General features: G+C 47.4%; 14 protein-coding genes. 2 read left to right on the top strand and 12 right to left on the bottom strand.

What is annotated here, in order from left to right; translation table 11 throughout:
- Window positions 1-9: 9 nt before the first annotated feature.
- Complete coding sequence (locus B5E64_RS14530) at window positions 10-996, bottom strand: ornithine cyclodeaminase family protein (protein ID WP_087169172.1); 987 nt, start codon at window positions 994-996, stop codon at window positions 10-12.
- A 27-nt stretch (window positions 997-1023) separates the two neighbouring features.
- Window positions 1024-2694, bottom strand: coding sequence for a dihydroxy-acid dehydratase (ilvD, locus tag B5E64_RS14525; protein WP_087169171.1), 1671 nt, complete (start codon window positions 2692-2694; stop codon window positions 1024-1026).
- Between the two features lie 213 nt (window positions 2695-2907).
- Between ilvD and B5E64_RS14520 the strand changes: the two genes are divergently transcribed.
- Window positions 2908-3777, top strand: a complete 870-nt coding sequence (locus B5E64_RS14520; protein ID WP_087169170.1) for a LysR family transcriptional regulator — start codon at window positions 2908-2910, stop codon at window positions 3775-3777.
- A gap of 104 nt (window positions 3778-3881) precedes the next feature.
- Window positions 3882-4430: a Uma2 family endonuclease gene (locus B5E64_RS14515; protein WP_087169169.1), complete on the top strand. Its 549-nt coding sequence runs from the start codon at window positions 3882-3884 to the stop codon at window positions 4428-4430.
- A 53-nt stretch (window positions 4431-4483) separates the two neighbouring features.
- Here B5E64_RS14515 and B5E64_RS14510 read toward each other — a convergent pair whose 3' ends face one another.
- The 10 genes from B5E64_RS14510 to B5E64_RS14465 all read right to left on the bottom strand — a co-directional run bounded on the left by B5E64_RS14510 (window position 4484) and on the right by B5E64_RS14465 (window position 14100).
- Window positions 4484-5110: a bifunctional 4-hydroxy-2-oxoglutarate aldolase/2-dehydro-3-deoxy-phosphogluconate aldolase gene (locus tag B5E64_RS14510; RefSeq protein WP_087169168.1), complete on the bottom strand. Its 627-nt coding sequence runs from the start codon at window positions 5108-5110 to the stop codon at window positions 4484-4486.
- A 31-nt stretch (window positions 5111-5141) separates the two neighbouring features.
- Window positions 5142-5681 carry a 6-phospho-3-hexuloisomerase gene (gene hxlB / locus B5E64_RS14505; RefSeq protein ID WP_087169167.1) on the bottom strand — a complete coding sequence of 180 codons (540 nt, stop codon included), beginning with the start codon at window positions 5679-5681 and terminating at the stop codon, window positions 5142-5144.
- Between the two features lie 28 nt (window positions 5682-5709).
- Complete coding sequence (locus B5E64_RS14500) at window positions 5710-6336, bottom strand: orotidine 5'-phosphate decarboxylase / HUMPS family protein (RefSeq protein ID WP_162610201.1); 627 nt, start codon at window positions 6334-6336, stop codon at window positions 5710-5712.
- A gap of 4 nt (window positions 6337-6340) precedes the next feature.
- Window positions 6341-7288, bottom strand: coding sequence for a sugar kinase (locus tag B5E64_RS14495; protein WP_087169165.1), 948 nt, complete (start codon window positions 7286-7288; stop codon window positions 6341-6343).
- A 20-nt stretch (window positions 7289-7308) separates the two neighbouring features.
- A complete protein-coding gene (locus B5E64_RS14490) occupies window positions 7309-8298 on the bottom strand; it encodes a LacI family DNA-binding transcriptional regulator (protein WP_087169164.1) in 990 nt (329 codons plus the stop codon).
- A 78-nt stretch (window positions 8299-8376) separates the two neighbouring features.
- Window positions 8377-8838 carry a YhcH/YjgK/YiaL family protein gene (locus tag B5E64_RS14485; RefSeq protein WP_087169163.1) on the bottom strand — a complete coding sequence of 154 codons (462 nt, stop codon included), beginning with the start codon at window positions 8836-8838 and terminating at the stop codon, window positions 8377-8379.
- A complete protein-coding gene (locus tag B5E64_RS14480; RefSeq protein ID WP_087169162.1) occupies window positions 8807-9511 on the bottom strand; it encodes a hypothetical protein in 705 nt (234 codons plus the stop codon). Before B5E64_RS14480 ends, B5E64_RS14485 begins: the two co-directional genes overlap by 32 nt.
- A gap of 21 nt (window positions 9512-9532) precedes the next feature.
- Complete coding sequence (locus tag B5E64_RS14475; RefSeq protein WP_087169161.1) at window positions 9533-11662, bottom strand: hydantoinase/oxoprolinase family protein; 2130 nt, start codon at window positions 11660-11662, stop codon at window positions 9533-9535.
- A gap of 25 nt (window positions 11663-11687) precedes the next feature.
- Entirely contained in the window at window positions 11688-13037 is a 1350-nt protein-coding gene (locus B5E64_RS14470; protein ID WP_087169160.1) for a citrate transporter, read from the bottom strand.
- A 370-nt stretch (window positions 13038-13407) separates the two neighbouring features.
- Entirely contained in the window at window positions 13408-14100 is a 693-nt protein-coding gene (locus tag B5E64_RS14465) for a phosphotransferase (RefSeq protein ID WP_162610200.1), read from the bottom strand.
- Between the last annotated feature and the right edge of the window lie 16 nt (window positions 14101-14116).

Genomic DNA, 14116 nt, shown 5'->3' with positions numbered 1-14116 from the left:
CGAAGCTCCTTATCCCCAGATCATTCCGATTCCTGCTTCTTTTGCTTTGTCATAGATTGCTTTTGCCGCAATCAGGTCCTGTGTTGCCACACCGACTGTCTCAAACACAATAATTTCTTCATCGTTTTCACGTCCCGGAATTTCTCCTTTAATCAGCTGTCCCAGATCGCCTGTAAAATCCTCTTTTGTGATGATTCCTTCATCCAGCGGAATCAGAATGTCTCCGGATTCGGAAAGTACCGCTTCCTCAGAATCAAAATAGATTTTGGACGCTCTCGGAAGAATGGCCGGATCCATCTCCTGCATATGCGGCTGATAAGCTCCTACGCAGCTGATCGTTGCTCCCGCCTTTACTTTGGAAGCATCAAACACCGGTCTGGAGGACGGAGTTACCGTCACAAGAAGATCTGCACCTTCTACCGCTTCATCAGAAGATGCTGCCGCAACGATTCTGGCACCATATGATTTTAATTCTTCATTCATCTGCTCCGCGAAGGCTTTTGTCCGTTCCGGATTCATGTCATACACACGGACCTCTTCCAGATCTCTTACTGTCACCATTGCTTCCAGCTGAGTCGCTGCCTGTCCGCCTGTTCCGATCAGCGCGCCGACACGGCAGTCTTTCTTTGCAAGAAGATCAAATGCGGCTCCTGTAGCTGCTCCTGTACGAAGCTGTGTCACATAAGTTCCGTCCAGCACGGCCTCCACAATTCCGGTTGTTCCATCGATCAGAAAGACCTGTGCCGGTGATGACGGAAGCCCACGGTCAATATTGTGCGGGAAAATATTAACTACTTTTAAGGAAGCTGTATCCATCTCTTCCACGTACGCCGGCATAAAAAGGAAGCTTCCGTCATATTTCGGCGCCTGAATGTTTGTCCTGATAGGAGAGTCACATTTTCCCTCCACTACAAGCTGAAACGCTTTTTTGTCCGCTTCCACGGCGTCTTTCATGGTAAATACTTTTTTGATATCTTCTCTTGATAATAATAACATTTCTGAACCTCCTGTTCTCCTTGTATCCTATCGTTTAAAGCGCGCATCCAGTCCCCACGGCTGCATAGCGCCTCCCTCTTCTGCCGGTCTGCACATTTTTGCGTAAATATTCAGACATCCTTTTTCCTCTTTCAACGGCGGACATACCCAGTTTGCCTTTCTTCTTTCCAGTTCTTCATCGGAAACAAGCAGATTTACCTCTCCATTTGGAATATCGATCACGATTTCATCCCCATTTTCCACAAGTGCGATCGTTCCTCCATCGTATGCTTCCGGTGATACATGCCCGATAATTGCACCATAGTTAAATCCTGAGAATCTGGCGTCCGTGATCAGCCCCACACTCTTGTGCAGTCCCAGTCCGATCAGGGCATCGATGCTCAGCATCAGTTCCTTCATGCCAGGAGCCCCTTTACATCCTTCATAACGAATGACAATGATGTCACCCGGTACGATTTCTCCTGCCTGGATTGCCTCAAACGCCGGACGGTCGCCTTCGAATACTTTTGCTTTCCCTTTCAGATATTTCACTTCTTCGTATACGGCTGTCGGACGGACAATCGCACCGTTCGGTGAAAGGTTTCCTCTTAAGATCTTCAGTCCCGGCTCATGGAATAACGGACGTTCCAGAGAATGAATAACTTCATTTTCTTTTGGCGTTACCTTGGAAAGGAGCTCTTTCCATGTGCAGCCGTACATACTCGGAGCATCGGTAAACAATTTGCTCTCCAGCATCTTCATCACGTTCATAACACCGCCTGCATAGTGGAAATCTACGACCGTATACGGGCCGCTCGGTACTACTGCATTGATGCAGTAAATTTCATCTGCGTATTTTTCAAAATCTTCCAGAGTCAGTTTGATTCCCAGTTCATATGCGTAGGAAAGAATGTGAAGAACCGCATTGGTGGATCCAGCCACGGCCATATCAAACATAATCGCATTGAGGAGCACTTCTTTCGTGATCAGATCTGAAGGTTTTCTTCCTTCTTTTGCCATCTTAACCGCGTATTTTCCGGCTTCTCTTGCTCTGCGGAGCTTTGCGTTGTCGGATGCAGGGATCGTAGACGTACCCGGAAGCACCAGATTCAGCACCTCTCCAAGCATCTGCATGGTATTTGCTGTTCCCATGGACGGACATGCACCAAAGGACGGACAGACATTGTCTTCCATGTCCATCAGCTCTTCTTCTGTAGCGCCTGAAAATCTTGCGGAATCCAGATCCGCTTCCACCACGGTTTTCCCGCAGTACTGTCCCGGCTGCATGGAACCGCCCGTCACGATCATGGACGGAATGTCCAGACGCATTGCCGCAAGATAACATCCGGCAATGATATTATCACAGGATGCGACCATAACAAGACCGTCGAAATTGTGTACGCGTGTAACAAATTCCACGGACATTGCCACGATGTCCCGTCCAACCTGTTCGTATTTCAGTTCTTCTGCTCCGTTTGCGATGTTTCCGCAGGTTGCCGGGATTCCGAATTCCACCGGCACTCCTCCTGCTGCCCAGATTCCTTCTTTTACCGCTTCAGCGATCTGTCTTAAGTGGGCAGATCCCGGAGATCCTGACATATATGAATTCGGAACTCCGATATGCGGTTTCTTACGGATGTCCTCGTCGGAATACCCTGCCGCTTTCATCATAACTCTTCTGTGCGCCGCCTCGGCGCCATTCCAGTATTCTGTTCCCATAATTTCCTCCTGTCTGCGCTTTGCTTTCTCTTCAATCTCTTGACAAATAAATTGCCTTTGATGATAATAATAAAATAGAAACTGCAATTTCTGAATTAATATTTTTTAAATATACTATTCGGTTTTGCTTATATCCGCATTTGCATTATAGAAAATCATTTTAATTCATTTTTTCTAATATGAACCATTAAGAAATCGAATGGAAGGTGAATCATGAACAAGTATCAGACCATTTTAAGCGTCTGCGAAACACGCAGCATCTCCAAAACCGCCGCTTTGCTGAACTATACCCAGTCGGCGGTCAGCCAGACGATCAAAAATTTTGAAAAAGAGCTGGGGCTTGAGCTTTTCATCCGTTCCAAAAACGGTATGGAACTGAAATCCGACATGGCCTGGATCAAAGAGTCTCTTCGGACCATTTGCGAGGCCGAAAACCAGATTGCACGGACCGCCGCTTCTCTTTCCACTCTGGACAGCGGCCTGATCCGCATCGGCACGATCCAGAGCATTTCCTATCACTGGCTTCCGGGCATTATCAAAGATTTTTCTGAAGAATATCCGAACATTCTTTTCCAGCTTACCATCGGAGGATTTGGCGAACTGAAGGAAAAACTGATGGGCAATGAGCTGGACTGCATTTTCGTGTCCGAATTCTCCGTTCCGGGACTGCCGTTTGTACCACTTGGAAGTGATGAACTGATGCTCGTCACACCCCTTTCGCATCCTCTTGCAAGTCACCTGTCCGTCTCCCTGGCAGACGTCAACAACCAGGACTTCATTCTGTCCGCAGACGGTCTGGACTACGAAACCGGCAAAATCTTCGAGCTGAACCAGATTTCTCCAAACATCCGCTATCAGCTGAATGAAGATTTTACAACATTGAAAATGGTAGAACAGGGCTTTGGCATTACCATTCTGCCAAAACTGCTTCTCCACAACGCCCCGTTTGAAGTCTGCATCCGCCCGTTTACCGAGCACTACACCCGTACCCTCGGGATCGCTCTTCCGTCCGGCATTACGCCGTCCAAAGCAGTTTTACAGTTCCGGGCATTTGCGGAAAACTGGTGCCGGGAAAATCTGTAGATAAAACGGAAATGATTTCCCCGCGTTATCCTACCTTTGTTTTGTATACCTACTCTTAATTTTATGGTATACTAAATTCATAGGAGAAGAAAGGATGTGTTACCATGGCATTAACACAGAAGAATAACGAGTACACGATCGATGATATCTACGCTCTGCCTGACGGGCAGCGTGCAGAACTGATCGATGGTCAGATGTACATGATGGCACCGCCGGGCAGGAGACACCAGTTAATACTTGGTTTCCTTTACCGCAAAATTGCTGATTATGTCGAACAGAAAGGCGGATCCTGCGAAGTCGATATTGCTCCATTTGCCGTATTTTTAAACGCAGATGATAAAAACTACGTCGAACCGGATATCAGTGTAATATGCGACTCCAAAAAGCTGAATGATAAAGGATGTACCGGCGCTCCGGACTGGATCATTGAAATTGTCTCTCCCGGAAGCAGACGGACAGACTATTTCACTAAACTCTTCAAGTATCGAACAGCTGGAGTTCTTGAATACTGGATTGTCGATCCTGATAAAAACAGAGTTACCGTTTATAATTTCCAATCCGAAGATACCGCGGAATTCACTTTCGCCGATTCTGTAAAAGCAGGAATCTACGGTGATCTTCAGATTGATTTCAGTTCATTAAATCTTTTATAGCAGCAAAAAGCGGACCCGCTATAGGATCCGCTTTCCTCTTGTCTCATATTCTTTTATCTGATCTGCTCCACCGCTTCTTTGCAGAGTGCTTCAATTTCATCATACTTTTTCTCTGCAATCAGACTTTCTTTTACCATCCAGCTGCCTCCGCACGCAATGACCTGCGGGCAGGAGAGATATCTTCCAATATTCTCCTGGCTGATACCGCCTGTCGGCATAAACCGGAGCTGGAAATAAGGTGCCGACAGTGCTTTGATTGCTTTGACGCCTCCGTTTACTTCTGCCGGGAAAAATTTTACGACAGACAAACCAAGCTCCAGCGCCTGTTCAATCTCGCTTGCCGTTGCCACACCCGGATAAACCGGAATTCCTTTTTCCTGACAGTAGCGTACAATCTTGGGATTGAGCCCCGGACTTACGATAAACTTTGCCCCGGCCTCGATGGCTGCATCCACCTGTTCTGTCTTCAGGACGGTGCCTGCGCCTACCAGCATGTCCGGATATGACTCGCTCATCCGGCGGATCGCTTCCGCGGCCGCATCTGTCCGAAAGGTCACCTCCGCACACGGGATGCCGCCTCTTACAAGAGCTCCGGCAAGATCTTTGGCATCCTCCGCTTTCTCAAGCTTGACTACAGGAACAATCCGGATTTCTTCAAACCTTTCATCTATTGTTTTCATTTCGTGTTTCCCCCTTCTACGCTTCCTCCGCCTACCAGTGTGCCCCGGTTGCACTTTCGTTTGCCGTGTTGTCTCTGTAACTTAAGAGCAGGCAGACCGCATCCAGAACAATGTGAAGGCTCTGGTCAAAAAGGGAACTCAAAAGCTGAATGGAACCACGCTTCTCCCCGGTATCTCCTTTTACGGTCCCCGGAATCACAAGGATCTGATCCGCAAATCCCGCAAGCGGCGACTCTCTTTTGCTTGTCACAGCAATTACCGATGCATTTTTCTCTTTCGCTTTTCTGGCAGCGTCCACAACGCTGATGCTCTTTCCGGATCCGGATACTCCTATCAGAATATCCCCCTCCTTTATGGCCGGTGTGATAGTCTCTCCCACCACATATACGGTGTATCCAAGATGCATCAGCCTCATCGCAAATCCTTTCGCGCTGAATCCGGAACGTCCTTCTCCCGCCACGAAGATCCTCCGGTCCTTTTGGATCAGACCGATCACCTGATCAATCTCGTCTTTCTTTACATTTGCGACTACATGTTCAATCTCGTCCATGATTGTCCGTAATACATCCATTGTCCTGCCTCCGTTCTCTATCCATATCTTACATCCGGACGGCCCCGGCAAACCGCGCAGCCGTCTCTCGTTTGTTTCCTGATTTCGTAATCGCGCTTCCCACGATCCCGATTTCAATTCCGCACTCTTTTAACAAAGGTACCGTATCAAGTGTTACGCCTCCGGCTGCCGCTATCTTTCGGACTCCCGAGAGCTCTCTGACGCTGCTTCTGACCAGTTCCGCGAGCCCTTCCCCCTGTCTGTCGGACGGAAGGTGAATACAGAAAACAGCCTCCGGAAATGCTTCGCCAAGTACCCGGATCCGTTCTGCCGGCACTTCCAGCAGGTCAATCATATATTCCTTTCCAAACTCCCTGGCCACATCGGCACATGCCCGGATCGTTGTCACGGAAGAAAATCCCATGACTGTCGGAATATCTCCTCCGGCCTCATATGTTTTCCTGAACTCGTAAGCGCCCTCATCGCAGGTCTTGATGTCTGCCAGAAAACACTGTTCCGGAAACCGCTTCCGAAAATACGCAACGCTTCTGTCCAGACCGTAGTCTTTGATCAGGGATGTTCCGATTTCAATAATATCGGCAGACTCTTTAATCTCTTCTATCATAGCCTCTGCCGTCTCAAGATCTGTCCTGTCAATTGCCACCTGAAGTTTCATCTTCTCACCTCTGATTCTGATGTTTTTCGATATATGCCTGCAGTTCTTCCTGCGTCGGCAGGCCTTCATTATCACTCTCCACCGATACCTGAATGGCTCCGATGGCATTGGCCCGCTCGATCATCTTTTCAATGGAAAGCCCTTCCAGATAACCGCTGATGATACCGACAGCAAATCCATCTCCGGCTCCTACCGTATCGACAACCTGCTCTACTTTGAATCCGCAGAATGTTTCTTTCTGTCCCTCTGCATCCACATATGCCCCGTCGGCCCCGGTCTTTACGACGACCGCTTTTGCGCCAAGTCCGCGGTAATATGCGGCGATCTCTTCCGGCGCTTCACTTCCCATAAGGATTTTCCCTTCTCCTGTTCCAGGAAGAACGATATCCGCTCTTGCAGCGAGATCGTTGATCGTGCGGATCATCACACTTTTGCTTTCCCACAATGTCGGCCGCAGGTTCGGGTCAAATGTCACAAGCATTCCGTTTTCTCTTGCCCTCTCAATCATCCGGTAAGTCGCATTTCTGCAGCTCTGGGAAAGAGCAGGAGGAATTCCTGTCAGATGCAGTACCCTGGCACCTTCAAAATCCACCTTTTCCACGTCCTCCTCACTTAAGCAGGAAGCCGCGCTGTTCTTTCTATAATAGAAGACCTCCGGATCTCCTTCGAACACCTTATTCTTCAGCTGGTAGCCGGTAAAATGCTGGTCATCCTTTGTAATCTGGGTATCAATCCCTTCTTTTTTCAGTTTCTCCTCGATGTAGGTTCCAAACGGATCCGTTCCAAGCTTGGTCACATAGGAAACACTGTGGCCGAGCCTTTTCAGACCGATCGCCACATTGACTTCCGCTCCCGCAAGAAGTCTTGTAAACTCTTCTACTTCATGGAGTCTTCCCGGTGTCTTCGCGACAAACATCGCCATCGGCTCTCCAAATAATATCACTTCTGACATTGACATCTTCCTTTCTATGCCTAGGTCGTCTGACGGACCGCAAGTTCCGGCCGGATGATCAGGGACGCTTTCTCCGACTTTCCTGTCATCAGGTTTTCCAGAAGCTGCACGGAGAGTTCGCTCAAAAGTTCTCCTTTATTGTTGATCGTTGTAAGGGGCGGATTGCTGATCCTGGAATATTCGGAATTGTTGCATCCGACCACAGCTACATCCTCCGGAATCCGGTACCCCATATTCTGGAGTGCATTCATGGCATATACCGCAGTCAGGTCCTCGGTAAAAATCACCGCGTCAAATCTTCTGCTGCCGCCCACAATCTTCTTTGCCGCCTCCTCGCCGCCTCCGGCTCCGTATTTTGTATACAGGATCCGTTCTGCGGCATCATCGTACCCAAGCTGTTTCATTTTTCTCAAAAATCCGTCGCGCTTTCTTATCCCCGCATCCTTTTTGACATCCATTACAAATGCAATATTTCGATGCCCTTTGTCATAAAGATGCTGGACCGCCAGCTGTACGCCGTATCCCTCATCCACGAGAACCGACTGGACATTCGGAAGTTTCAGTTCTCCGTTTGCCATCACAATCGGTGTCTCCGGAAGAAGCTCTCCCAATTCCTTCGGATCACAGAGATCATTAAACTCTGAACCTACCAAAATCACGCCTTCAACCTGATTTCTCGAAAGCATCCGGATATATTTCATACATTCTTCTTTTCTGGAACCGGTATTGCAGACCAGAACCATGTAGCCAAGCCCCGTCAGCTTCTGCTCCATGATAAATGTCGTCATGGCATAATGCGGGTGCCGGACATCAACTGTCACGATCGCCACATTTTTCATCGTCCCGCTGACAAGCCCTCTTGCTATAGCGCTTGGCTGGTATTTATTTTTCTTTAACACTTCCTGGATTCTGGCCTTTGTCTTCTCACTGACATATCCTTTATCGTTAAGAACTCTGGATACTGTCGAGATGGAAACACCGGCTTCTTTTGCAATATCATATATATTCATGTTGTGCTATCTCCTGACATTTTTCTAAGTTTTAGTATACGTTTTCTTCTCTTTCATTGTCAATCGACAGCAATGATTTTAAGCTTCTACAAGCACTTTTACCACAATCTTTTTCACTTTGCACGGGGCATCTCCAATGCATCTTGGCTTGTGCCCGTCCTCCGGAGAGACAATGGCAAAATCCCCTTTTCTGAGGTGAATCCACCCCGGATTTTCCGGCTCTTTATAAAACTCCAGATCCCGCTCCGGATCGTATCCGGTATCCTCTTCCAGCTCTGAGAGCGGGATATAACCGAAAAACTCTTCTCCTTCCGCCACATACTGGATATCATAATATTTCCGGTGGGTCTCAAACCGGCAGTCTTTCGGGTCTTTTGTCGTATATTCCTGAATCTCGGCAAAGATTTTATCTCCGTCGATAACCACCTTTCCCGGCTCCATGCCTGAAAAATCCGTGGTCCTCAGAAAGTCCAGCGCCCGTTCTATCTTTTCTTCTGTATAATTGTATTTATTTCCAATTTTCACGCTTGTTGTCAGCATCGTTTTCCTCCTCTCCCGAAACGGCTTCCATGATCTCCTCATAGAGAGCCCGTGCCGCTTCCTGGTTGTAACAGTACATCAAAACCACATCCAGCACATACGGAGAAAAAGAGAGGCGTTCCATTCTGCCTGCAAAGGCCATGGCTGCCATTTCACTCAAAGCGATAAGCCTGGACTTGTTGGAAAACGGTCTTTTCCAGAGTTCAATCTTTTCTGTCTGGGTAAATATTGTTTTCCGTTTCTCCTGCTCCACAGCATGGAACAGTTCGTGAGCCAGCAGCACAGAGAAAAGATCTGCTCCTTTGAACAGGTCTTCCATCTGTTCTCCGGCAATAAGTTCTTCAGCCTTTTTGATGCAGTCCATGAAAATCGTAATCCGGCCGGACTCCTCGTACTGGGCAAAAATCACATGCCCGCCGCCGTTTGGAATATCCGGAGTTTTTATCTGGATTCCTTTTGCCCTTACAATCTCTTCCACCGTACACTCCGGAAACCCGGCCTTTAACAGATCAGCCTCTTCTCGTCCGCATTCCATCGCAAGGTGCGTGTAGGTCTCCTTTTGTGCTTCTGAAAGTTTTCTCTCAAGGGGCTCATGCCGGAATGCATAGCGCCCCCACGCCTCGTCTCCAAGCTCCATCAGATGTTTTGTCATTTCCCGTATTGTCTGCTGCATGTTGTCCTTCTTTCTGAATACTTATAACGAACTCTTTGCTCCTACAACGATGATGTCCATATTCGGATCCAGTGCCTGCATTTCCACATCGATCAGCATCAGGATTTGTTCCAGTTCGGTACTTCCGCCAAAGTCCATGACTCTTGCGCCTGCGCAGATATAGTAGTCCGGACGGAGAATGGAGTCTGCCTTGTAAACCGCCAGCTCTTCCCACATCTTCGATACTGCGCTCCTGTAGCTTGCGGCCTTTGTCTGAACAGCCACACCATCGGTTCTCTGTACTTTGATAAATCCTTTCTTGTCCAGAATACGCACTGGCCGTTTGTCTTTTTCTGCTGCCTGGAATACCCAGAAATTTGGAATCTGGCAGACAAGTTCGATTTCGTTTTCCTTCTTTCGCATGTTTTCCGCCGCAAGCTGTCTTGCCTCTTCGTAGGTACATTCCTTCATCAGGTCCGCCGTCTTGACTTCTGTAGATCCAAGAGCAATCGCCGTCAGCTTGGATGTCTGCTGGTCGATCTCGATATGTACTTCCACTGTATCCGGAGATGCACCGCTTTCTACCGCTTTGTCCACCGCTTCCTGTTTGATGCTGCGGATATCTTCCGCTGTCGGATTCGGAACAACACGTTCTACCACGTCACGCACCATGGCAAGTGCAACACCGATGGAAGAAATGACTTCCGCGTTTTCCGGTACGCTGTAGTTGATCTTCATTTTGTCTGCGCAGAAGCCGATCAGAGAAGTGGCTCCGCCACCAACTCCAACAAGAGAAATCTGATCTTTTTCCAGTTTATATTTTTCTGCAAGTTCCAGAATAACCGGCGAAATCTTTTCATACGCACGGGTCAGTATCTGTGTTGCCACATCCTCCACTGTCACACCCAGATAGTCCGCGATCGGCTGCATCGCCTTTCTTGCCGCGTTGGCATTTCCATAGGAGAAATGCTCCGGTTTTACCAGTCCCAGGACATTGGCCGCGCAGGAGTTGGTGATGGTGATGCGCTTGCCGCTCTTTAATTTGATTGCCACATAGTCTGCCGGATCACCCTTCTTCGGGGAGAAGAGCTCCAGCTGCGGGTCTACGATTTCTTCTTCCGGTGTAAATACCGCATAGTCCAGTCCCGCGATATGGGCCGAGCGCGGTCCTACATCTGTGACTCCGCTCTTGGACAGACGGATCATACTTCCTCCTGCCACACCAAGCACCCGCACGTCGAGGGATGTGATGTAGGTTCTATGTCCTCCGACGATGGAATAGTCGATCGCCGGACGTCCGTCTTTGATGACACCGATATTGGTTGTTGTACCTCCGACCTCAAAGTAAACACCATTGGATGCGCGCAGGTACATCAGGGATCCCATAACGGATGCCGCCGGTCCGGAGAGCATCGTCAGCACCGGACGCTTCTTCATCTCGTTGATCTCCATGACACCGCCGTCGCCTCTCATGATCATCAGAGGTACTTCCACGCCTGCCGCGCGGACGCTTTCCTCTGTAGAGTTTGCCGTGTTCAGCATCTTCGGAAGGATACTTGCATTGATTGCGGCCGTCCTCGTCCTTCTTGTCAGGCCGTACAGCTTGGTAATGTCAGACGCCATACTGGTCTCCATTCCCATCTCGTTTTTCGTCACATCATAGATTGCCTGCTCGCTGCTCATATCATCTACGCCGAAAGCTTCCGAAGCAACGATAACTTCCGCACCTTCCTTTTTCATTTCTTCCGCCGCTCTTTTGATGGAATCGTGATTCAGATCCCCCTCTTTAATGAAACGGCTTGTGATCTCGATCCTTCTGCCGGATCCAAGATCAATGTCTTTCAGTTTTGTCTGCGCTTTTGCCAGGAATCCCTCCAGCCCGCCTCTTGCGGAAGCAACGATTCCGACTTTCGCCACGTCTCCTTCGATGAGTGCGTTGGTCGCCTGTGTCGTACTGTGAGCGACAAACACAACATCTTTCGGATCAATATTATTTTCTTTCAGGCAGTTTTCAAACGCCTGAACAACTCCGGCTGCCACACCTTTCTCGTCATCGTGTGTCGTCTTGACAGAGGACTTTCCGATGATTTCCTGTGTCGCATTGTCGATGGCCACTGCTTTTGTATGTGTACCGCCGACGTCGATTCCCATTCTGACTTTTCTTCTTTCCATTCTTTTGATTCCTCCATCCATGATCCTAACCGAACATAAAGTAAACCATCGCCTGAAGAATGATACAGATGATCCATCCGGATACTGCACTGAGCTTCAGGAAATCCTTCGTTGAAACCTTCGTGTAATTAACACCCCATACAATCCAGGACTGTGTAATACAGCATGACACGTTCATGACGGTACTCGGGATGATAATCAGCGGTGCAAGGTATGCTGTGGAGAATCCGATTCCTTTGAGGATACCAAGTGTCGCCGCACCGCATCCGAACAGTGTAAACGGACCACGGAACATTCCAAGCGGGGCAAGAACCGCAAATGCAATACTGATTACCAGCGTGTTGTTCGGAATTACTCCTCCGAGCAGTGCATTGAAATATGGCACGCAAAGTTCTGCAGCCTTGTTGAAAATCGGAAGCACAAGCAGAAATCCTACCAGCGGTGCTGTATCTACCACGCCGTCGAAGAAGTCCTTGTTAATCATCCGGCAGGTTTGACCCCAGCTCTTGATTTTCTTACATGTTACCAGCGCATACAGACTTCCAAGAATAAATCCAAGAATAATCGGAACATCAAATACAATCAACAGTACTACCGGAATGATCGGGGAGATCAGAGAGATTCCAGGAGCATTGTCGCCTCTTCTGTTTTTCTTTGCCGGAACTGTTGCCGCCCATGTATGTACCTTTTTCTGTCTGGAAAGTACTAAAACCATGATAATGATAAACACAACCTGAATGGCAAGTGCGTAGATTCCCCAGGATGTATGCTGGTCATACGGATAAAGTGTCTTTCCGTTTTCATGCAGGAAAAACGCAGAATACTGTCCGTACAGTACCGGATTGACAAACATTCCGGCTCCAACGCTCATCATGAATGCACAGGTCGCAAGCACCCTCGGAATTCCAAGAGACATAAAGATCGGAAGTACGATGACACCGATCGCCACGACTGCACCTGCACCGAAGATGGATGAGAAACATGCTGTTGTTACAACGCAAAGTAAGATACAGGTCAGCGCCGGCTTGTCTCCTCCGAGCTCCGTCGTTGTACGGATCAGAGTGGATGCGATCCCGGTGTTCATCAGAACACGTCCAAACCATGCACCAAAGATTACGTTAACAAGTGTCGCGCCCCATCCTTCCGGGCCGCTCTGGAAGGTGCTTGTCAAAGCATCAATCCAGCTGATACTGATGGCATCCTTATTTGCCGCGATAAAATCCGGGTTGGTTACAAATGTATTTCCGATCATCGGAAGTACTGTCCAGATCACTCCCATTACGAAAATACCAAGCATCAGATTTCCTCCGCGTACCGCGTACACGACCAGCCCAAAGAAGGAAATCAATAACAAAATTCCAATTAAATACTCCATAGTAGACCTCCTGTCACCCTTTCGTTTTCTTGTTTCATAAATCCGTTCCCTTTTTCTAAAAGCGCTTTCATATTTCCGATTATATCGTTTGACTAAATAAAGTCAACATTTTTCTCCATTTCTTCGTCATTTTGTCATTTTATCTAATTTAATTATTAAAAATTTGTAAATTATTTTGCTTCTAATTTTTTCTTTTTGTGAAAGCGCTTTCATATTTATTGTTCAAAATGCCGGAAGCATCATCTTTCTGACAGCTACAATATACCGCGTCAGGAAAACAGTGTTCGTATTCGAACAGGTCTATACAATACTATGACATAAAAATCACGGAAACCGATTGTCCGTCCCCGTGATTTTCTAATATATTATGTTATTCCAAATCATCAGCCTGTTGAGTCGTATGCCTTTGATTTCCTGCTTCTAATTCCTTTTCTCTGACCAATAAAATCACTTCCAGATACGATTTTATCTCTGCCATCTTATATCCGGATTTTTCAAGATACTTTTTTTGCAGATCTTTATCTTTTCGGAGCAAAAAATAGGTTCGTGCAACGTCATATGCAGAAGATCCTTTACAGACATTCATCATATCAATCAGAATTAATGTTCCCGTCCTGTCTACCATCAAATTCGAAGGATGAAAATCCCCATGGATCACCGAATTCCCATTATCTAATCCATCTATTTTCAGCAACAGTTCTTCAGCCCCGGATGCAAACAATTTCAAGAAGTCCTTATAATCCATCAAATTGTCATCATGAAATCCAAAAAGATCTTTTTGAAATTTGACAAATCTGTTCAGCCACGTTTCCTGGTCACTATTCCGAATTTTATCAGAAAGCTCTTCTCCAATAATTTTATCATAAATTATACCCGGCCTGCCATTTATGCTTACAATTTCATGTGGTTCCGGACTTTTAATTCCAAGACTCCAAATTTCTTTTGCATTGTTAAACTCATGATCAACATATTGTTGTGGATATCCATTATAAAATAATTTGCATATTCGTTGATTTCCATACTCATATATTTCGGCTGTATTGCCATTTGCAATGACTTCCATTTTCATTTTCCTCAAT

The sequence above is a fragment of the Drancourtella sp. An12 genome (assembly GCF_002160935.1).
In the GTDB taxonomy this organism is placed as follows: Bacteria; Bacillota; Clostridia; order Lachnospirales; family Lachnospiraceae; genus Sellimonas; species Sellimonas catena.
Note: the sequence above shows the minus strand (reverse complement) of the source record. Positions and strands in the feature narration are given on the sequence as shown.

Excerpts from the sequence above, each read along its gene's own strand:
- B5E64_RS14530 (WP_087169172.1), bottom strand. The coding sequence starts at position 996 with ATGTTATTATTATCAAGAGAAGATATCAAAAAAGTATTTACCATGAAA.
- ilvD (WP_087169171.1), bottom strand. The coding sequence starts at position 2,694 with ATGGGAACAGAATACTGGAATGGCGCCGAGGCGGCGCACAGAAGAGTT.
- B5E64_RS14520 (WP_087169170.1), top strand. The coding sequence starts at position 2,908 with ATGAACAAGTATCAGACCATTTTAAGCGTCTGCGAAACACGCAGCATC.
- B5E64_RS14515 (WP_087169169.1), top strand. The coding sequence starts at position 3,882 with ATGGCATTAACACAGAAGAATAACGAGTACACGATCGATGATATCTAC.
- B5E64_RS14510 (WP_087169168.1), bottom strand. The coding sequence starts at position 5,110 with ATGAAAACAATAGATGAAAGGTTTGAAGAAATCCGGATTGTTCCTGTA.
- hxlB (WP_087169167.1), bottom strand. The coding sequence starts at position 5,681 with ATGGATGTATTACGGACAATCATGGACGAGATTGAACATGTAGTCGCA.
- B5E64_RS14500 (WP_162610201.1), bottom strand. The coding sequence starts at position 6,336 with ATGAAACTTCAGGTGGCAATTGACAGGACAGATCTTGAGACGGCAGAG.
- B5E64_RS14495 (WP_087169165.1), bottom strand. The coding sequence starts at position 7,288 with ATGTCAGAAGTGATATTATTTGGAGAGCCGATGGCGATGTTTGTCGCG.
- B5E64_RS14490 (WP_087169164.1), bottom strand. The coding sequence starts at position 8,298 with ATGAATATATATGATATTGCAAAAGAAGCCGGTGTTTCCATCTCGACA.
- B5E64_RS14485 (WP_087169163.1), bottom strand. The coding sequence starts at position 8,838 with ATGCTGACAACAAGCGTGAAAATTGGAAATAAATACAATTATACAGAA.
- B5E64_RS14480 (WP_087169162.1), bottom strand. The coding sequence starts at position 9,511 with ATGCAGCAGACAATACGGGAAATGACAAAACATCTGATGGAGCTTGGA.
- B5E64_RS14475 (WP_087169161.1), bottom strand. The coding sequence starts at position 11,662 with ATGGAAAGAAGAAAAGTCAGAATGGGAATCGACGTCGGCGGTACACAT.
- B5E64_RS14470 (WP_087169160.1), bottom strand. The coding sequence starts at position 13,037 with ATGGAGTATTTAATTGGAATTTTGTTATTGATTTCCTTCTTTGGGCTG.
- B5E64_RS14465 (WP_162610200.1), bottom strand. The coding sequence starts at position 14,100 with ATGGAAGTCATTGCAAATGGCAATACAGCCGAAATATATGAGTATGGA.